Source organism: Microbacterium sp. GQ128, assembly GCF_059758615.1.
Genome location: NZ_JCAXDY010000002.1, coordinates 335,772 through 355,739, shown reverse-complemented (window position 1 = coordinate 355,739; position 19,968 = coordinate 335,772). Strand labels below are relative to the sequence as shown.

Genomic DNA, 19,968 nt, shown 5'->3' with positions numbered 1-19,968 from the left:
ACACTCCGCAGGCGGCCGGCGTCGGTGCGGCGTGTCGGCCGCGATCTCCGAAGCTGTGTCGGGAGCTCGGGAGCCTGGGCGCGAGGGGCGGCACGGCCTAGGATCGCGGCATGGCTGCCGATGACGTGCACTCCTCCCCCGCACCCGACACCTCCCGCCGAGGCTTCTTCAAGCTCGGCGGTGCGGCCCTCGCGGGCGCGGTCGTCGGAGGTGCGGGGGGTGCGGCGATCGGAGCGTCGGTCGCGGCCGGTGCGCGCGACGGGTTCGCCGACGAGCCCGACCCCTTCGCCGCACTGACCCCGCGCAGCGAACCCGGGTTCGATCACATCGTGGTCGTGATGGGCGAGAACCGCTCGTTCGACAACCTCCTCGGGTATCTGTACTCGAAGGAGAACCTGCCTGCGGGCGAGACGTTCGAGGGGCTGGCATTCGGGACCCACAGCAACACGGCATCCGACGGCACCGTGGTCGAGGCGCACGTCTACGAGGGCGAGACTGACCGCATCATGAGCCACCCCGATCCCGATCCGGGTGAGGAGTATCCGCACGTCAACACCCAGATCTTCGGAACGGTGGAGCCGAAGTCGAACGCCGAGCTCTTCGTCGACCAGATGGAGGCGCCGTACAACGCACCGACCAAGGGCGAGAAGGCGTCGATGTCGGGGTTCCTCCAGGACTACATCATCAACTTCCGCCGCCTGCGCAAGGGCAAGGAGCCGACCGTCGACGAGGCGAAGCACATCATGGGCTCCTTCTCCCCCGCGATGCTGCCGGTGCTGTCGACGCTCGCTGCCGAGTTCGCGGTGTTCGACCACTGGTACGCCGCCGTCCCGTCGCAGACGTTCTGCAATCGCTCGTTCTTCCACGCCTCGACCTCGCACGGCTTCGTGACGAACCAGGCCGGCGGCGGTTACGACAAGTGGATCGATGCGCCCGCGGCCCCGACCGTGTTCAACCGGCTCGAGGAGAAGAAGCTCGACTGGAAGATCTACATCGACAAGCTCCAGCTGGTCTCCTTCACCGGGATGCTGCATGCACCGGTGCTGGAGAAGTACTGGCGTACGGACCACTTCGGCACGATGGAGGACTTCTACGCCGATGTGAAGGACGGGAAGCTCCCCGCCTATGCGTTCATCGAGCCGCGGATGGTCTACGACCACAACGACTTCCACCCGCCGTTCGGTTCACCCCGCGAGAGCTTCGTCGAGGGCGAGGAGGTCTTCGACAGTGCGATCTCCGACGTGCGCGCCGGCGATCTGCTGATCCACGAGATCTACGAGGCGGTGCGCACGAGCGCGTCTCCGACCGGGTCGAACGCCGTCAACACCCTGCTGCTGATCACCTTCGACGAACACGGCGGATGCTACGACCACGTGCCGCCGCCCGCGGCGACGAAGCCGACGAAAGACACCGGAGCGGGCGAGATGGGGTTCACCTTCGATCGACTCGGATGCCGCGTCCCAGCCATCGCGGTGTCGGCGTACACGAAGCGCGGCACCATCATCCACGACGAGATGCACCACGGCTCGGTCACGGCGACGCTCTCGCGTCTGCACGGCCTGAAGCCGCTGAACGACCGGGACGCCTCGGCCAACACGCTGTTCAACGTGGTGAATCTGGATCAACCCCGGCATCCGGCCGACTGGCCGACGACGAAGCCCTCCTATACGCCGCCGAACCCGGAGGAGGCGGTGCCGCAACCCGATCTCAAGGAGCACCTCAAGCCGCTGACGCCGCCGGCTCGCGGGCTGCTCGGGCTGCTTCTGGCGCGCTACGGCAAGCCCGGGGAGAAGGAGGCGGAGACGTTCGCCGACGCGTACAAGCTCCTCCACGAGCACGGCGAAGAGCTCTTCGGCCCGGCGAAGGGCAGCTGACCGCGGTCGCATTCTTCGCCTGCGGTCGCACGATTCCCAGGAAACGTGCGACGCAGGGGCGGATCTCCGTCGGGGCTGCTTCCGCGCGGAGCGCCGGCGTCTACTTCCGCGCGGAGCGGCGACGTCCGATGATCAGGAGTGTCGCGCCGAGCACGAGGACGGCAGCACCACCTGCGGCCCATGCCAGCGTCTCGGGCCCCAACCCGGTGGCGGGCAACGCATCGCTCCCTCCACCGGCCGGCGGAGTGCTCGGGTCCGGCGGGTCCGTGGGGTCCGGCGGCACCACGACGACATCCGCGGCGAGCGTGAAGTCCTGCTCGGCGATGACGTCACCGGCGGCGGTGATCACGACCGTGCGCGTGGCCGGGCCGACGACGCTCGTGCCCGTCGGGGGAACCACCGTGAGGGTGTAGGTCCCGGGCGGCAGGGCACCCAGCCCGAACGCGCCGTCCGCGTCGGACGTGAGCTGCTGCGGGGCGCCGGGTCCGGTGAGCGTCACCACCACTCCCGCGACGGGGGCACCGTCGTCGTCGCGCACGGTTCCGTCGATCGCGCCGAGGCGCGCCAACTCGAAGTCCACGTTCTCCACGTCGACCGCGGCCACCTGTTCGTTCCGCGTGACGGGAGTCGTCGCGACGAACCCTGCGGGCGTCGTCATCGTGATCGCGTAGTCACCGGCAGCGAGGCGGGGGAACGAGTACGCCCCCGCCGCATCGGTCACGCGCGTGAGGGTCGCCCCTCCCGGAGCGACCGCGGTCACGGTCACGCCGGCCACACCGGCCCCGTTGGATCGCACCGTGCCGCGCAGGTCGGCGTTCTCGGCGACCACGAAGTCGACGTCCGTGATCGGGACCTCGCTGCCGCCCGGAACCGTCACGGGAGACGGCTGAGTGGCGATGGTGTAGCCGGGCGGGGTCGTGAGCGAGACCGGATGCGTCCCGACGGCCACCTGGTCGAACAGGTAGCTCCCGTCGGCATCCGTCGTGGTGGTCTGCCCGTCGATCGTCACGGTCGCCCCGGGGATCGGGGCGCCGGTGGTGTCGGTCACAGTTCCAGAGACCGCGACGGGCACGATGTCGCGCAGTCCGAAGTCGGCGACGGCGTCCCCGCCGCTCAGGTTCGCGGCGACCGTGGTCGGCCCGGTCGAGATCTTGCCCGCCGGCGGAGTCACGCGCACGGTGTAGCCGTCAGCGGCGACGAACCCGGGGAAGGAGTACGTGCCGTCCGCAGCGGTAGTCGTGGTTCCTACAACCGTGCCGTTCGCATCGGTCAGTGTGAGAGTGACGCCGGGTGTCGGCGCCCCCGTGTCCGTGACGGTGCCGGTGATGTCCTGGGCGATCGAGGCGAACCAGGTCTGATAGACCGGCAGTCCCGAGCGGCGGGTGAAGATCAGGCTGAGGGAGCTGATCGGGGTGCTCGGCTCGAACCATGCCGCCGACCCGTTGGTGTCGACGGCCGCCGCGTTGCCGGTGAGGGTGAGGGTGGTGGCATCCCAGCTCGGCACGTCATCGGCAGCACCCGTGCACGAGGGCTTCCCCACGATCCCGGGGGCGCAGTAGTTGAACCGGTCCCGCAGTCCGATCTCCGTCGCATCGAGCACGTGTCCATCGGGGGCGACGGCGTGGATGCGCACCGAGTCCGCGTCGATGTCTCCCACCGCGAAGGCCCATCCCGACGTCGGGGTCGGCGTCGCGAAGGAGTAGGTCGTCGTCGAGGGGCTCGTGGCGTTGTCGGCCCGGGGGCGCAGGTTCAGGTACGGCTGGTCCCTGCTCGAGCCGTACTTCGCCCCGATCGCGGTGCCCTCCGACAGCCAGGTCGAGGCACCGCTGATCACTCCCACCTGTCCGCCGCGCGAATCGCTGGTGACCGTCGCAGTGATCGCGGGCTTCGCCGCCACCTGGACCGACGTCGTGAAGGCTCCGCCCACACCGACGAGCGGCTGCCAGGTCGCCCAGGATGCGACGGTCGCGGCCGAGGCGGGAAGGGCGCCGACGAGCACGGCGATGAGGACGATGGTTCCGGCGATGGTCGCTCTGCGAGAGGCACGCATGCGGTCAGAGTACTGGTATACCGCCGCGGTCCGAAAGTGAATTCCTCGATACGGATCGCCGATCGAGCGGCGCGAGCTTCACTCAGACAGCGTCGCCCTCGACCGGTCCCTCCGTGTTGGGCTTCCAGCCGAGCGCCGGGGCGACGTGCGTCGCGAACGCCTCCAGCACGTGCAGGTTGTACTCCGGGCCGAGCTGGTTCGGGATCGTCAGAAGAAGGGTGTCGGCGGCCATCACGGCCTCGTCCTGCTTCAGCTGCGCGATGAGCACGTCCGGTTCGGCGGCGTACGTCTTGCCGAAGGTGGAGCGGAAACCGTCGATCACACCGATCTGGTCGGCGTTCTCCTCGCTGCGCAGGCCGAAGTACGCCCGATCCATGTCCGAGACCAGCGGGAAGACGCTGCGGCTGACCGAAACCCGCGGACGGCCCGTGTGCCCTGCCTCTTTGTAGGCGGAGCGGAACAGTTCGATCTGCTCGCGCTGCAACTCGTGGAACGGCTGTCCGGTCGCCTCGGTCACGAGGGTCGAGCTCATCATGTTGAGCCCCTTGCGCCCCGTCTCCTCGGCCGTGGCGCGCGAACCCGAGCCCCACCAGATGTGGTCGCGGAGGGTCGGCGACTGGGGCTCGATCGCGAGGTACCGACCGGCACCCACCATGCGCGGGTCGCCGGGAGCGATGCCCTCGCCGTCGATCGCCCGCAGGAACAGGTCGAACTTCTCCCGCGCGAGCACGCTGCCGCGCTCCGGGTCCTCCTCGTCGACGTAGCCGAACGTCTCGTAACCGCGCAGCGCCGTCTCGGGTGAACCACGGCTCACGCCGAGTGCGATCCTGCCGTCGGCGATCAGGTCGAGGGCGGCTGCCTCTTCGGCGAACTGGAACGGGTTCTCGTAGCGCATGTCGATCACGCCCGTGCCGACTTCGATGCGCTTCGTGCGCGCGGCCATGGCCGACAGCAACGGCATCGGCGACGCCGCCTGACGTGCCCAGTGATGCACGCGCACCGAGGCGCCGTTCACACCGATCTCGTCGGCGCCTTCGGCGATCTCGATCGTCTGCTTCAACATTTCACCCGCAGTGCGGGTCGCCGATCCGGGAACGTCGGCGTAGTGACCGAAAGAGAGGAATCCGAAAGCCTTCATGATCTATTCCAACGCATGAATCAGCGGACTATTCCCCCGGCAGCAGGATGCCGTCGAGGATGAGGGAGCGGATGCGGGGCTCGAGGTCCGCCCACAGGTCGGCGAGCGGTACCTCGAACAGGTCCGCCAGCGCGGCCGCGATCTGCACCACGGTGAGTTCGCCGTCGCACGCGCCCACGAAGCCGGCGAGCGCAGGATCGACCGAGAGCGTGCGCCCGAAGCCGCCGCCCTGACGCAGCTCGATCACGCTCGGATCGTCGTCGCCCGGCATCAGGTGCCGCGCCTCGGTCACGTCGGCAGCCACCGCCAGCGTCGTCGGCAGCCCGTCGGCGAGCACGTCCTGCGCCGCGAGACCGGTGGCCAGGGCGGCCCCGACGTTCGAGATGTGCTGGGCGATGCGCTCGGTGCGCCGCAGCGGTTCGCCGGACGTTCCCCGACGCATCAGCACGTAGCCGAAGCCGATCGAGCTCACTCCGCGGGCGGCGAAGTCGTCGAGCCACGCGGTCAGCAGCGGCGTGAAGGCGGGGTCGCGAGGCGTGGTGCCGCCATCGCGGATCCACAGCTCCGCATAGCCCAGGGGCGTGAGTTCCTCCCGCTCGATCACCCACAGGTCGAGGTCGGCGGGCACCCAGGCCTCGAGGCGAGCGAGCCCGGTGACCGCGGCCTTCGACTCCCAGTTGCCGAGCAGCTGCGCGATGCCGTTGCGCGTCAGATGGGCGGGGGCGCTGCGCACGAATTGCTCGACCAGCGCATCCCCCACGAGTCCGCCGTCGCGGTATTCGTATGCCGGAACCCCCTCGACGCGCGGGGTGATCACGAACGGAGGATTCGAGACGATCAGGTCGAACGCCTCCCCCGCCACCGGCTCGAACATGCTGCCGTGACGGAACTCGATGTTCGTCACCCCGTTGATGCGCGCATTGAGCTCGGCGAACGCGAGCGCCCTCGTCGAGATGTCTGTGGCGACCACGGTGCCCGCCCGTCGCGCGACGAGGAGCGCCTGGATGCCGCATCCGGTGCCGAGGTCGAGCGCGCGGTCCACTTCGATCGGGACGACGGTCTCGGCGAGCGTGCGCGACGCTCCGCCGACACCGAGCACGTGGTCTGGGGGCAAAGGTCCGTCGAGCGCGACCTCGTCGAGGTCGCTCGCGATCCACCATTCGCCGATCCCGTCGGCATCCACGAACGACTGCGGTCGCAGCAGGGCCGTCGGTGTCACGGTTTCGGCGTCGGCCTCGGCGAGACCCAGCGCCGTGAGCCCGTCCACGCCCAGCCGCGGCAGGGCCTCGGCCACGTGCGTGCGCGGTTGCGGCATCCCCAGCACTAGCAGGCGACCGAGCGTCGCGAGCGTGCCGGAGTCCCCGTCGATGGCTCGCAGGATCGGCTCCCGCATCCCGCGGGCGAGTGCGTCGTCCGCCTCCTCGCCCCACAGGCGCCGCAGTGGCTCGGAGCGGAGGTCCGCGGCGTCGAGATCCGCGGCGAGCGCGGCCGTGCGGAGCGGGTCGGGGACGGGTGCGGGGGTGTCGGACACGGCCGTCACTCTACGCGTCTTCAGGGTTCTCTTTCGTGGAGCCTCCTAGAATCACTAGGTCAGTACTCACGAGCAGCCCCGTCCCGGGCGTTCGAGGAAGACCTTCATGACCGCGATCACCCCCGACATCGGCCTCCGTGCGCGCCTGCGACGGCTCGCAGGCAGGACGGCTGTTCTCGCGATCGCACTCAGCGGCTGCGCGTTGGTCGCGCCGAGCGTGGCCGTCGCCGCCGATCAGGCGCAGACCGGCGACGAGCCGAGCGTCGAGCTGCATGTGTCGGCCGGTCTTCGCGGCCTCGTCGCACCGGGATCCTCCACGTCGGCGATCGTCACGGTGCAGAACGGTGCCGACTCGGCGCTCAGCGCAGGTCAGGTCGAGGTAGAACTCAATCCCACGCCGCTCACCGATGCGGCGGCCGTGTCCGCGTGGCTCGACGACGGCAACGCCGCAGGTGACTTCGTCTCCATCGGCGCGGATGACACCGACCCGATCGATGGCGATGCGTCGGCGACGACAACCGTCTTCGTGTCCGAGGCCACCATGGGCGACCTCGCGCCCGGTGTCTACCCGCTGCGCGCGGAGCTCAGCGCATCGACCGGTGACCCCGCAGCCGAAGACACCGAGACGGTCGACGCGACCGCGACGAGCGTGCTGGTCGTCGCGGCTGCCCAGACCTCGCAGGTCGGAGTGCTCGTTCCCCTCACGGCGACACCGGAAGGCGGCGCCCTGCTGTCGAGTGCTGAGCTCTCGGAGCTCACCGGTCCCGACGGAGCACTGACCGCCCAGCTCGACGGCGTCGCCGGGACGACCGCCGTGCTGGCGATCGACCCGTCCATCCCCGCGGCGATCCGGGCGCTCGGCACCGCCGCCCCGGAGACCGCCCGCGACTGGCTCACACGACTCGACAACCTCCCCAATGCGCGTTTCGCGCTGCAGTTCGGTGATGCGGATGCGACGGCGCAGGCGCAAGCGGGTCTGCCCGAGCTGCTCCAGCCCCGGGCTCTCACCCCGTTGCTCGATCCCGCGAACTTCCCGCGCGTGCCGGTCACGGCCACACCGACCGATGCGACCGATGCGACGCCCGGTCCGACCCCGAGTGTCACGGAGTCCCCGGCACTCCCCAGCGACGAGGAGCTCACCGCGATCGAAGGCGCGCTGCCGCGCATCCTGTGGCCGCAGAGCCCACTCACCTCGGCCGACCTGACCGCCTTCGCCGGCTACATGGGCGACGAAACCACGACGATCGTCTCGTCGGCGACGGTCGGCGGTCAGAGCACGGCCCATGCGACGGCCGGCGGCAACGACCTCCTGGTCACGGATGCTGCGACATCCGACGTGTTCTCGCGGGTGGCGGCGGAGCGGAATCCCGCCGAGCGTCAGCGCCTTCTCGCCGAAGCCGCGGCACTCCTCCAACTGGCACAGGGCAGCGCTTCCGCCGCTCCTCTGCTCATCGGGCTCGACCGGGACGAGAACCGCGCCTCCGACGCTCTGCGCGACGCGATCACCGCCGCCGATTCGGCCGGGTTCGAGCTCGCGACGCTGCGGGCGACCGCTCCCGTCTCGGCGACCGTCGCCGGGGAGCCGGATGCCGCGCGAACCGCCGCCGTCACGACGCTTCTCGCGGATGAGTCCCGGCTCACCGCCTTCTCGTCGATCCTCGCCGACCCGCAGGTGCTGCTCAGCCCCGAACGCATCCGGATCCTGCGCACGCTCTCCGTCGGAACGTCGGCCGCCACTTTCGCCGAGCGTCTTGCCGATCATCAGGCTCAGACGAGCGCCACTCTCAACGCGGTCGACATCCCGCAGTCCAGCACCATCCAGCTGCTCACGGCGAACGCCGATCTGCCGATCGCCGTTCGCAACGACCTGCCGTGGCCGGTGACGGTGCAGCTCTTCGTCTCGCCGACCGATCCGCGTCTCGAGGTCAGGTCCCCCGACGAGACGGTCGTGCAGGCTCAGTCCACGACCCGCATCAAGGTGCCGGTGTCGGCGCGGGTGGGCAGTGGTGAAGTCAACCTCCGACTCAGTCTCTACAGCCCCACGGGCGTGCAGATCCAAGGGGATCAGACCGTCAGGGTCGCGGTGCGTGCGGAGTGGGAGACGATCGGCCTGGTCGTCCTCGGCGGCATCATCGTGCTGCTGATCGCGCTGGGCGTGATCCGCACGGTGCGTCGCAAGCGCCGCGAGGCAGCCGAGGAGTCGGCCGTCGAAGCGCAGATCGAAGCCCTGGAGGAAGAGGAAGCCGTGGAAGCCCGCCCGGATGCCACCACGACAGAAGACCCGCGTGAGTAGCCTCGGCCGCGCGAGCGCCGTCATCGGCGCCGGCACACTCGTCTCGCGCCTCACCGGCCTCCTGCGCAGCATCGTCCTCGTCGGAGTGATCGGCTCGTACAAGTCCGGTCCCGCCGATGCGTTCACGTACGCCAATCAGCTGCCCAACAGCGTCTTCTCCTTGATCTCCGTCGGCATCCTGACGGCGGTCATCGTGCCGCAGATCGTGAAGGCGACGGCGGATGCCGACGGCGGCAACGCCTTCATCTCGAAGCTCTTCACACTGGGAACCGTGGTCCTGGTCGTCGTCACCGGTATCGCGACGGTGGCCGCACCCTGGTTGGTCCACCTGGTGGCCGGCAACGCGAAGCCCGACATCATCGCTCTCGCCACGGCCCTCGCGTATTGGTGCCTCCCCCAGATCCTGCTCTACGGCCTCTATGCACTTCTCGGAGAAGCACTGAACGCCCGCCGCATCTTCGGTCCGTTCACCTGGGCCCCTGTCGTGAACAACGTCGTCTCGATCATCGGCTTCCTGATCCTGGGGGCGGTGTTCGCGCCCGTCTCGACCGATGCGGCGTACTGGACACCGGCGATGATCAACACTCTCGGCGGAACCGCGACGCTCGGCATCGCCCTCCAGGCCGTGGTGCTGCTCGTGTTCTGGCGTCGGACCGGGCTCGCCCTCAAGCCGGACTTCCGGTGGCGGGGCGTAGGGCTCGGGGCTGTGGGGCGCCTGGCGGGGTGGACGTTCCTCATGGCGTTCGCTAGTCTCGCCGCAGGTTTCCTGCAGGGATTCATCGTCAGTGAGGCGGCGGGAGCGGGAGCGTCGGCGACCGTCACGGCGAATGCCTGGTTGATCTTCATGCTCCCTTACTCGGTGATCGTGCTGTCGATCGGTACGCCTTACTTCACCCAGATCAGCGAGCATGCCGCGGCCGGTCGCGACGGGGAGGTCCGTGAGGACATCGCCCGGAGCATCCGCACGCTCCTCTTCTTCATCGTCGCCGCCACGGCCGCCGTCGCTGCTGCGGCGGTCCCCGCCTCACGGGTGTTCACGAAGGATGCCGAGGGCGTCACCGCGGAGAGCGCCGCCCAGTCGGCAGCTGTCGTCCTGCTCTGCTATCTCGTCAGCCTGATCCCGCTGACGATCCTCTTCATCGTCCAGCGCACGTTCTACGCCTACGACGACACTCGTACTCCGTTCTGGTTCACGATCTTCCAGTGCGTGCTGATCGTGCTCACGGCACTGGCGGCATGGGCGCTCTATGAGGGCGGCGCGATCCCCCTCACGTCCCTTGCCGCCGCCGTCGCGCTCGGTCAGTCGATCGCGAGCATCCTGCAGACCCTGGTGGCCACCTGGCTGTTGCACCGCAAGATCGGCGGACTGCAGATCGGTTCATGGATGGCCGCCATCGCCCGCTTCACGGTCGCCGCAGTGCCTGCTGGCCTCGCGGGATGGGGGGTACTCGTGCTCGCGGGCGGCGCCGATGGGTGGATGGTCGCGAGTCCCGTTCTCGGAGCCATCGGCACCGCGATCATCGGCCTCACGGTCGTGGTCGTCTACGTCGTGATCCTCGCCCTCATGCGGGCCCCCGAACTGAAGTCGGCAGGCTCCCTCGTCCGTCGTTTCCTTCCCGGTCGCTGATCCGCGCGCGGAGGCGTCTCCCAGCCCGGTGGCGCACACTGGCGAGGGAATGCCGCGCGGTTACCATGGGTTGAAGCAGTCGAAGGTCATTCGACCGCAGTTTCTAAGACGGAGAGCACATGCGTCAGGTCATCATCATCGGCTCCGGCCCCGCCGGATTCACGGCTGCCATCTACGCGGCCAGGGCGAACCTCAAGCCGCTGCTCATCGCGAGTTCGGTCGAGGTCGGCGGCGAGCTCATGAACACCACCGAAGTCGAGAACTACCCGGGCTTCCCCGAGGGCATCCAGGGCCCCGAGTTGATGGCGAAGTTCCAGGAGCAGGCCGAGAAGTTCGGCACCGAGGTCCTGTACGACGACGTCACCGAGCTCGACCTGGCCGGCCCCGTCAAGAAGGTCACGCTCGGTTCCGGTGCGGTCCACGAGGCCCAGTCGCTGATCTACGCGACCGGCTCGGCCTACCGCAAGCTGCAGATCGCCGGCGAGGAGCGCCTTTCCGGCTACGGCGTCTCCTGGTGCGCGACCTGCGACGGGTTCTTCTTCCGCGAGAAGACGATCGCGGTCGTCGGCGGCGGTGACTCCGCTATGGAAGAGGCCACGTTCCTCACCCGTTTCGCCGAGAAGGTCTACGTGATCCACCGCAAGGACACGCTGCGGGCCTCCAAGATCATGCAGGAGCGCGCGTTCGCGAACGAGAAGATCGAGTTCGTGTGGAACAGCGAGGTCGCTGAGGTCCTCGGTGGCGACTCCGTCTCCGGTGTGCAGCTGCGCAACACGGTCGACGGCACGCTGAGCGACCTGCCCATCGACGGACTCTTCATCGCGATCGGCAACGACCCTCGCACGCACCTGGTGCACGACAAGCTCGAGCTGACTCCCGAGGGCACCATCTGGGTCGACGGCCGCTCGTCGAAGACCTCGGTTCCCGGTGTGTTCGCCGCCGGCGACGTGATCGACCCGACCTACCGCCAGGCCATCACGGCTGCCGGCACCGGAACGATCGCGGCGCTGGATGCAGAGCACTTCCTCGCGGATTTTGAGGATGCCTCCGTGGAGGTTCCGGCTGCGGAGGCCGCCGAGATCATCGTCGCCTGAGGCGGCGGGAACACTTTTCCCTCGTCCGCTGTTGTAGCAGGCGAACCCCAATCAAGGAGAACTCTGATGAGTGCAAAGGCTACGAGCCAGGCGACCTGGGAGCAGGACGTTCTGCAGGCCGACGGTCCGGTGCTGGTGGACTTCTGGGCTGAGTGGTGTGGTCCGTGTCGCATGGTCGCGCCGGTTCTGGACGAGATCCAGGCCGACAACCCCGACAAGATCACCATCGTCAAGCTCAACGTCGACGAGAACCCCGAGCTGGCGATGAAGTATCAGATCACGTCGATCCCGGCGATGAAGGTCTTCCAGGGCGGTGAGGTCAAGACGACCATCATCGGTGCGAAGCCGAAGTTCGCGCTCGAGAAGGACCTCGCCGCATTCATCGGCTGATCCTCTGACGTCGAAAGGCCGCCATCCCCCCGGGGGTGGCGGCCTTTTCGTGTTCTCAGGCGGTCAGGACGCGTCTGCGACGCTGGGGTCCCAGCGTCGGTGGCGCTGCTTCTCGTCGAGGAGCCCCCAGACGGCCGAGGTCAGTTCGGGATACTCCAGCGCGATCTGGCGCAACACACGGTAGTGCCGAGCGGCGTTCGGGCGCACTCCGTCGTTCGCGTTGATGTTGTCAGCGCGCAGAAGGTAGACGACCAACTCGTCGACGCTCGGAAGCTCCTCCATGAACTCCCAGGGGTCTTCCCCACCGAGGAGTCGCTCCTGGATGAGCACCGCGAGTTCGTCCGCCGCCTCCGCGCGCAGCACTTCCAGGCTGGCTCGGCGCTGTACGGACTCGCTCATGCATCCAGCCTACGTCCGCTGCGCACCCCCGCGGCGCACGACCTTCATGTTCTCGGTCATGTCCTCGAGCTCCTTGCCCTTGGTCTCGGGGACCTTGAAGAACACGAAGAAGAACGACAGGAGGGCGAAGAACGCGTAGAAGCCGTACGCGAACGTGAGTCCGATCTCGGCGAAGGCCGGGAACGTGGTCGAGATGAAGAAGTTCGCGACCCACTGCGCTGCCGCAGCGACCGCGAGAGCCCCGGCGCGAATGGAGTTCGGGAAGATCTCGCCCAGGAGCACCCACACCAGGGGGCCCCAGCTCGCACCGAAGAACACCACGAAACCGTTCGCGCAGATCAGGGCGATGGTCGCCCACGGGTCGGGAAGCGTCGCCGTCCCCTGGGCATCGAGGGTTCCGAACGAGAACGCGACCGCCATGAGCCCCAGCGTCACCGTCATGCCGACAGATCCCACGAGGAGCATGATCCGTCGTCCGATCCTGTCGACCAGGAGTATCGCCACGATCGTGACGACGATGTTCGTGACCGAGGTGATGACGGACGTGAGCAGTGCGCTCGACTCGTCGAATCCGACCGACTGCCACAGGGTCGTCGAGTAGTAGAAGATCACGTTGATGCCGACGAACTGCTGGAACACCGAGAGCAGGATGCCGATCCAGACGATCGGCTTCAGACCCAGACGGTTTCCACGGAGGTCCCGCAGGGACTCGGACCGCTCCGTGTTGATCGTCCCGGTGATCTCCTTGATCTTCGCGTCGGTGTCGACCGTCCCCGTGACGGTCTCCAGAACCTCGGCTGCCCGTTCCAGCTCACCTTTTCGCACCAGATAGCGCGGCGATTCCGGTAGCCGCAGCGACACGAGCCCGTAGATGAGGGCGGGGATCGCCGCGACCATGAACATCCATCGCCAGGCTGTGAGCCCCCAGAGCGGCTGATCGGCGGCGCCCGCGATGTTCGCGAGCAGCGCGTCGGAGAGCAGCGCCGCGAAGATACCGGTCACGATCGCCAGCTGCTGCAGGGATCCAAGGCGCCCGCGCACGGCGGCAGGAGAGACTTCAGCGATGTAGGCGGGGGCGATGACCGATGCCGCGCCGACTCCCAGGCCGCCGATCACGCGCCAGACGATCAGATCGATGACGCCGAACGCGAGGCCGGAACCGATCGCAGAGATGAAGAACATCGCCGCGGCGACCACCATCACCGGGATGCGCCCGTACTTGTTGGACACCGGTCCCGCGAACCAGGCGCCCACGGCACAGCCGATGAGGGCTGAGGAGACGGCGAAGCCCTTCAGTGCGGTGCCGAGGTCGAACCCGGAGACGTCACCGGCGAGAGCGTCGACGGCTCCGTTGATCACGGCGGTGTCGAATCCGAAGAGGAAACCACCCAACGCGGCCGCGATGCTCACCGCGATCACGCGGCGTTTGATGGCAGCCGGATTTGCAGGTCTGGACATGACTGACTCCCCCTCGACGTCAAGATGACGCGAGTCTAGATGAAGGGTGGACGACGGTGGGTGTTACCTGGCGGAGCCGTAACCGCTCTCGCCGAGCTCCTCGAGAATGCGATTGAGATCCTGGATCGATGCGAAATCAATCGTGACCTGGCCTTTTCGAGCGCCGAGTGCGATCTTGACGCGGGTGTTCAAACGATCGCCGAGCTTTCCGGCGACCTCGTCGAGGTACGCCCGACGTGCGCCGGGAGTCGCCTTCGTCGTCTTTCCGGCCGAGGGCTGCGACTTGGCGGCCTCTTCCGTGGCGCGCACGGACAGGTCTTCGTTCACGACCTTGTCGGCCAGACGCTGCATCGATTCGGGATTCTCGAGGCTGAGGATCGCGCGGGCGTGGCCGGCCGTGAGCACGCCGGCGGCGACTCGCTGCTGCACGGGGACAGGCAGCTTCAGCAAGCGGATCGTGTTGCTGATCTGGGGACGCGAGCGGCCGATACGCGTGGCCAGTTCTTCCTGCGTGATGCCGAAGTCCTCGAGAAGCTGCTGGTAGGCGGAAGCCTCTTCCAACGGGTTGAGCTCGGACCGGTGCAGGTTCTCGAGCAGGGCGTCGCGGAGGAGATCCTCATCGGCCGTCTCGCGGACGATGGCGGGAATCGTCTCGAGACCTGCCTCACGAGCGGCCCGGGTGCGCCGCTCCCCCATAATCAGCTCGTATTCGCCCTCGGTGTTCTTGCGAACGACCACGGGCTGCAGCACGCCGAACTCGCGCACGCTGTGCACCAGCTCCGCGAGGTCTTCCGGGTTGAAGTGTGTCCGCGGCTGGCGAGGGTTCGGAACGATCGCGTTGGGGTCGACCTGGATCAGATGGATCCCGGGAACCTCTTCCAGTGCCGGCACCTCGGCGTCGGGTCCGACGGTCGCCTCGGCGGCGCTCGGCCGCAGGCTCGCACCGGGGAAGAAGACGTCGACGGGACGCTCCGCCTGATCAGCCGTGGGGATCAGGGCTCCGATACCCCGACCCAGTCCAGTGCGCTTGGCCATCATTTCTCCTTGCTCTGCGTCGCAGTCCGCGACGCGATCTCGACAGCGGCCTCGCGGTAGGCGATGGCGCCGGCGGACTGTCCGTCATAGGCGATCACGGTCTGCCCGAAGCTCGGCGCCTCCGACACTCGGACCGAGCGCGGAATCACCGTCTCCAGCACTTGATCGGGGAAGTGCGTGCGCACCTCTTCCGCCACCTGCTGGGCGAGGCGGGTGCGGCCGTCGAACATCGTCAGCAGGATCGTGGAGAGATGCAGGTCGGGATTCAGATGCTTCTGGATCATCTGAATGCTGCCGAGCAGCTGGCTCAGCCCTTCCAGTGCGTAGTACTCGCACTGAATCGGGATGAACACCTCGGATGCCGCCGTGAACGCGTTGATCGTGAGCAGCCCCAGCGACGGCGGGCAGTCGATGATCACGAAGTCCATCGGGTTGTCGGCGAGGTAGTCCACGAGCGCGCGGCGCAGGCGGTGTTCACGGGCCACCTGTGCGACGAGCTCGATCTCCGCGCCTGCGAGGTGGATCGTGCTGGGCGCGCAGAAGAGATTGGGGTCTTCCGGACTCGGCTGCACGATGTCCGCGAGGGGGAATTCCTCGATGAGGACGTCGTAGACGCTGGGAATGTCGGCGCTGTGGGGAACACCCAACGCCGTCGAGGCATTGCCCTGCGGGTCGAGATCGATGACGAGGACCTTCGCGCCCAAGCCGGCAAGGGCGGAGGCGATGTTCACGGCCGTCGTGGTCTTTCCCACGCCGCCCTTCTGGTTCGACACCGTCAGGACGCGCGTCTGGCCGCTGAACTCCACCGACGTGGCTTCCAGCGCACGCCTCCGAGCGGAAAGGTCGGCGATCTCCCGCGCGAGCGGCGTATCCATCCCGAACGATTCGTTCGACGATGTCTTCTCGGATTGTTTCACGTGAAACATCCACTCCTTTCGGGGCCGCGTTCCACTCTAATCGCTGCGGGCGACACCGGCTTACGTGGGCACCGTGCGGATCTCGCAACGCCCCAGTAATACGCTGCGCACCCGTCGAGTAAAGGGACCGCGGCATATCGGTGCGGCCGTCGGCCCACCGGCACACCGACGGCCGGGGCGCCATGTTTCACGTGAAACGTGGTGTGCGTTTGCTGGTCGTCGGACCGGGACGACATGCCGAGAGGTGACCGGTGTCAGAGCAGCCCCAGCCGTGTGCCGGCTCTCCGGGCTCCTCTCCACACCGAGCGCACCGAAGCGATAGGAGGATGTCGTTGCTCCTGCGACGCCGGCGTCACCTTCTGACGTCCGCAGCGTGGCCGCTCACCGTCGCCCCGACAGAGTCCCCCACGAAACATGCCCCACCCTCCCCCACGAAGCACTGCCGCACGGCACACTTGCCGCGGCGCACACTCCCCACGACACACCTCCACGACGCACCGTCCGTGTGGCGGACTCCCACGACACAACCCCCTGACACACAGCCGGTGACACACCGCCCATGGCGCACTCCCCGCGGCATCCCCGTGGCGCACCCCACGACACAACCCCCTGGCAAACAGGCCGTCGCACGTCGGTAGCGCACTCCCCGCGGCATCCCCGTGGCGCGTCGCCGTGGCACACTCCCTTCGGCACGCCCACGCCCCCACGGCACACTCCCACGGCGCACTCCCACGGCGCACTCCGCACGGAGTGCTCCCGCACGCCGCACTCCCTCCGAGCTACTCTGTGTGCCGCTCCCGCGCGCGGCCGCCGAGGAAGGCCCCTGTTTCACGTGAAACAAAGCGCCGGCCGCGGTGTGAGCCCGTCTTCATGATGTCGGTCGCCGCGGCCGACGGTCCCAGGTAGGCAGACGTGTCGGTTGCCCCGGTCGTCGATCGGCATCGAATCCCCGATCGTCACGCGATCCTACGTCGCGCCACGAACCCCGGAGCACATCTCGTCCCGTGACCACACACCCCACACACACTCGGAGCAACTCAAGGCTTTCAACGTCAGTACCTCCTCCGCGGCATCGCATCCACGATCGTGACAGACAGATCGTGCTCAGCCCCACCCCTACCCACAGATGTCGGTCGGTGAGAGCGGGTTTCGCCACCTCAACCCGATGCCTCGATCCCCAGATGAGAACGACGCATCAGCAAACGCCCACAGGAGTTGACCGTGTACCCCCTCACCCGACTCGCTTCGGCCTGCACGCAGTCGAGCTGATCCCCAAGCCAACGCGTCCGCGAACCCCGCGCTGAAGCGTTGTTCGGCCCGCTCGCCCTGCCGTCCAGCGGCAGTCGCGTGCTCGAAGATGTCCCCGGGACAACTCAGTACCGAGCCCCCAAGCGGAACGCCCCCACCGAGAATTACTCGCATACGCTGGGTGCTTGTCGCCGGTGCCACCGTCTACGCAGGCCCACGGGGCGTCTGGCATCCTCAGCGATAATCCGCATCCGCATCCGCGACACGGGGCGCCTTCAGTACCCCACCGGCCAGCATCCCTCCGTTTCACGTGAAACATCGCGATTACGCACCACACGAAGCTGGCGGCGAGAATGACTCACAGCGCTTCGGGAGCGCTCGGAGGGGACGGCGGGTAGTCCACTTCCACATCCGTCCCGATCCGAACGGTTCGACGGCATTGCTTCGATACATCAAGTGTTCGACGTGCAGTCACCACGGGAGCCACCTGGTCTTCTATCCGGCGAATGTCTGTGACCCCATCTGCATCGCCTTCGGTGTCATAGCCCGATCACCAGGTCATGAACAGGTACCGGAATCCGGCCGCCAGACTCCGCATCACCGATGTTTCACGTGAAACGTCGACGCCGGAAACCTCCGCATACGACAAACGGGGTGTTTCACCTGAAACACCCCGTTTGCAATTCCTGCGAAGTTCAGCGAACGCGAGCCCGCACCACGCGCGTCGTCTCAGGGAGCACTCCATCCCCCAGCACCTCGACCCGCACGTCAGAGAGACGGAACTTCTTGATCTGCTTCTGGGCGGCCTCGATCTCGTTCGCTGCGTTCATGCCCTTGAGCAGCGTGAGCTCTCCCCCGTCGCGCACCAGCGGCGCCGTGATCGGGATCAGAGTCCGCAGCGCACTCACCGCGCGGGCGGTGACGACATCGAATCCCCCGGCAGGAGCGTCTTCAGCCCGCGCACGCAACACAGTGATGTTGGTGAGACCCAGCGCCGACACCTGTTCGTTCAGCCAGGTGACCCGACGTTCCATCGGTTCGACGAGTGTCCACTGCACATCGGGGCGGGCGATAGCCAACACGATCCCGGGCAGACCGGCGCCAGACCCGATGTCGGCGACAGCTCCGTGGAAGAGCGGCGCGGCGATCACACTGTTCAGGATGTGCCGAGTCCACAGACGAGGAAGCTCCAGAGGACCGATGAGTCCCCGCTCCTCACCTTCGCGCGCGAGCGCCTCCGTGAAGGCGCGTGCGACGTCGATGCGGTCTCCGAACAGTTCCGCAGAGATCGCCGGCTCCTGCTCGAGCTCACTCATGATCGTCCGGGAGGCACCGATGTTTCACGTGAAACATCAACGACGGCGGAGAACCGTGTGACGGTCGGCGCCCTCGCCGTACGACTCGGAGACGAGACCGCGCTCCGCGGCGATGTCGTGCACGAGCTTGCGCTCATAGCTGGACATCGAGGGCAGAGATGCCTGCGAGGAACCCTCGTCGAGCTTGGCGGCAGCCGCGTCGACGAGAGTCTCGAGCTGACGGCGGCGAGTGTCCCGCGAGCCGGCGATGTCGAGAATGAGTCGCGAGAACGAACCGGTCTTGCTCTGAACCGCCAAACGCGTCAACTCCTGCAGCGCCTGCACGGTGTCGGGTGCGGAGAGCAGGGAAAGGCCATCGCCCTCCGCTTCGATCGAGACGTAGGCACGCCCCTGACGAACGTCGAGATTCAGATCTCCGTCGATGTCGGCGATGTCGAGGAGTTCCTCGAGGTAGTCCGCCGCGACGTCGCCTTCGTTCTCGAGCTGAGCAACGGTCGGCTCGGTGTTCTCGGTCATGGTCTCGCTCATGAACCGCTCCCCTTCTTCTTCGCACGCTTCTTGCCCACCGGCTGCTGACGCTTCGGTGCTTCGGCCTTCGCCTTCTCGGCCTCTTCGAGGAGGCGCTGTTGCTCCGCCTCATAAGCGGCCATCGGAACGACCTTGCCAGAGGAATCGATCGCCTTGCCCTTTCGAGCCAGCCGCTCTTCCCGAGCCTTCGCGGCTTCCGAACCAGGAGTGGGCATCTCACGGATGACGAGGAACTGCTGTCCCATGGTCCAGAGGTTCGAGATGAACCAGTACACGACGACGCCGAGGGGGAAGAAGATACCCGAGAAGATGAAGCCCAGCGGCAGCACGTAGAGCATGATCTTCTGCATCTGGTACGCCTGGCCGGTCTTGGCCTCGGGCGACAGGTTCTTCGAGATGATCTGCAGCTGCGTGAAGAACTGCGAGCCGATCATGAGCACCACGAGGGTGACCAGGATGATGATCGCCGTGGTGTTCTGAGCGTCGACCGCGTCACCCAGAGTCTCGTGCAGTGATGCGACACCGAAGAGCTTCGCGTCGTAGAACTCCTTCGTGAGTTCCGGGCTGAGCAGCCCGACGCCGCCGATACCGTCCTTCGCATGCTTGCTCACATCGCTCAGCACGCTGTAGAGCGAGAAGAAGATCGGCATCTGCACGAGCAGCGGGAGGCAGCTCGACATCGGCGTGGTGCCGTGCTTCTTGTACAGGGCCATCGTCTCGCGGCTCATGGCCTCGCGAGAGAGCTGATCCTTCTTACCTCGGTACTTCTCCTGAACTTTTCTCAGTTCAGGAGCGATTTCCATCATCTTTCGCTGGCTCTTGATCTGCTTCACGAAGAGCGGGATCAGCGCAGCGCGCACGACGATGACGAGTCCCACGATCGACAACACCCAGGTGAGACCGGATGCAGCAGGAAGGCCGACGGCCGTCAGAAGCCAGTGCCAGGCGACGAGGATGAGTTCGACGACCCACTTCAGCGGCCAGAGGATGGTGCCGATCAGATCGAAGCCACCCGCAGCAGGGGCATCGCTGGGAGTGGAGCTGGCTAGCAGAAGGTCAAGACCCACCGA

General features: G+C 67.2%; 15 protein-coding genes. 5 read left to right on the top strand and 10 right to left on the bottom strand.

All coding sequences use genetic code 11. The annotated features are described in order from the left end of the window. The first annotated feature begins 110 nt into the window (after positions 1–110). The gene (locus AC6CHX_RS07715; protein ID WP_498272314.1) at positions 111–1,874 is read left to right on the top strand and encodes an alkaline phosphatase family protein; all 1,764 of its coding nucleotides are present in this window, start codon (positions 111–113) and stop codon (positions 1,872–1,874) included. A gap of 100 nt (positions 1,875–1,974) precedes the next feature. On the opposite strand, the gene AC6CHX_RS07710 is transcribed toward AC6CHX_RS07715, so the two are convergent. From AC6CHX_RS07710 to AC6CHX_RS07700, 3 genes are all read right to left on the bottom strand, one after another. Then, positions 1,975–3,924, bottom strand: coding sequence for an MSCRAMM family protein (locus AC6CHX_RS07710; RefSeq protein ID WP_498272313.1), 1,950 nt, complete (start codon positions 3,922–3,924; stop codon positions 1,975–1,977). 82 nt (positions 3,925–4,006) lie between these two features. Continuing rightward, entirely contained in the window at positions 4,007–5,062 is a 1,056-nt protein-coding gene (locus AC6CHX_RS07705) for an LLM class flavin-dependent oxidoreductase (RefSeq protein ID WP_498272312.1), read from the bottom strand. A gap of 28 nt (positions 5,063–5,090) precedes the next feature. Then, positions 5,091–6,602 carry a class I SAM-dependent methyltransferase gene (locus tag AC6CHX_RS07700; RefSeq protein ID WP_498272311.1) on the bottom strand — a complete coding sequence of 504 codons (1,512 nt, stop codon included), beginning with the start codon at positions 6,600–6,602 and terminating at the stop codon, positions 5,091–5,093. A 97-nt stretch (positions 6,603–6,699) separates the two neighbouring features. Between AC6CHX_RS07700 and AC6CHX_RS07695 the strand changes: the two genes are divergently transcribed. The 4 genes from AC6CHX_RS07695 to trxA all read left to right on the top strand — a co-directional run bounded on the left by AC6CHX_RS07695 (position 6,700) and on the right by trxA (position 11,997). Next, positions 6,700–8,886 carry a DUF6049 family protein gene (locus tag AC6CHX_RS07695; RefSeq protein WP_498272310.1) on the top strand — a complete coding sequence of 729 codons (2,187 nt, stop codon included), beginning with the start codon at positions 6,700–6,702 and terminating at the stop codon, positions 8,884–8,886. Beyond that, complete coding sequence (gene murJ / locus AC6CHX_RS07690) at positions 8,879–10,513, top strand: murein biosynthesis integral membrane protein MurJ (protein ID WP_498272309.1); 1,635 nt, start codon at positions 8,879–8,881, stop codon at positions 10,511–10,513. Before AC6CHX_RS07695 ends, murJ begins: the two co-directional genes overlap by 8 nt. 119 nt (positions 10,514–10,632) lie before the next feature. Beyond that, positions 10,633–11,607 carry a thioredoxin-disulfide reductase gene (trxB, locus tag AC6CHX_RS07685; RefSeq protein ID WP_498272308.1) on the top strand — a complete coding sequence of 325 codons (975 nt, stop codon included), beginning with the start codon at positions 10,633–10,635 and terminating at the stop codon, positions 11,605–11,607. Positions 11,608–11,673: 66 nt separating this feature from the next. After that, positions 11,674–11,997 (top strand): thioredoxin, encoded by a 324-nt coding sequence (gene trxA / locus AC6CHX_RS07680; RefSeq protein WP_136042550.1) that lies wholly within the window; start codon positions 11,674–11,676, stop codon positions 11,995–11,997. Positions 11,998–12,060: 63 nt separating this feature from the next. On the opposite strand, the gene AC6CHX_RS07675 is transcribed toward trxA, so the two are convergent. From AC6CHX_RS07675 to yidC, 7 genes are all read right to left on the bottom strand, one after another. Continuing rightward, positions 12,061–12,396 carry a tryptophan synthase subunit alpha gene (locus tag AC6CHX_RS07675; protein ID WP_498272307.1) on the bottom strand — a complete coding sequence of 112 codons (336 nt, stop codon included), beginning with the start codon at positions 12,394–12,396 and terminating at the stop codon, positions 12,061–12,063. 9 nt (positions 12,397–12,405) lie between these two features. Next, the gene (locus tag AC6CHX_RS07670; RefSeq protein WP_136042552.1) at positions 12,406–13,854 is read right to left on the bottom strand and encodes a sugar porter family MFS transporter; all 1,449 of its coding nucleotides are present in this window, start codon (positions 13,852–13,854) and stop codon (positions 12,406–12,408) included. A gap of 63 nt (positions 13,855–13,917) precedes the next feature. Then, entirely contained in the window at positions 13,918–14,889 is a 972-nt protein-coding gene (locus AC6CHX_RS07665; RefSeq protein WP_498272306.1) for a ParB/RepB/Spo0J family partition protein, read from the bottom strand. Further along, positions 14,889–15,815 carry a ParA family protein gene (locus AC6CHX_RS07660; protein ID WP_498272305.1) on the bottom strand — a complete coding sequence of 309 codons (927 nt, stop codon included), beginning with the start codon at positions 15,813–15,815 and terminating at the stop codon, positions 14,889–14,891. The genes AC6CHX_RS07665 and AC6CHX_RS07660 overlap by 1 nt, the downstream gene beginning before the upstream one ends. Positions 15,816–17,749: 1,934 nt before the next feature. Beyond that, on the bottom strand, positions 17,750–18,370 hold the full coding sequence (gene rsmG, locus AC6CHX_RS07655) for a 16S rRNA (guanine(527)-N(7))-methyltransferase RsmG (RefSeq protein WP_498272304.1): 621 nt from the start codon (positions 18,368–18,370) through the stop codon (positions 17,750–17,752). Positions 18,371–18,406: 36 nt separating this feature from the next. Continuing rightward, positions 18,407–18,898 (bottom strand): Jag family protein, encoded by a 492-nt coding sequence (locus tag AC6CHX_RS07650; RefSeq protein WP_091028043.1) that lies wholly within the window; start codon positions 18,896–18,898, stop codon positions 18,407–18,409. Continuing rightward, the gene (gene yidC / locus AC6CHX_RS07645; protein ID WP_498272303.1) at positions 18,895–19,965 is read right to left on the bottom strand and encodes a membrane protein insertase YidC; all 1,071 of its coding nucleotides are present in this window, start codon (positions 19,963–19,965) and stop codon (positions 18,895–18,897) included. The genes AC6CHX_RS07650 and yidC overlap by 4 nt, the downstream gene beginning before the upstream one ends. Between the last annotated feature and the right edge of the window lie 3 nt (positions 19,966–19,968).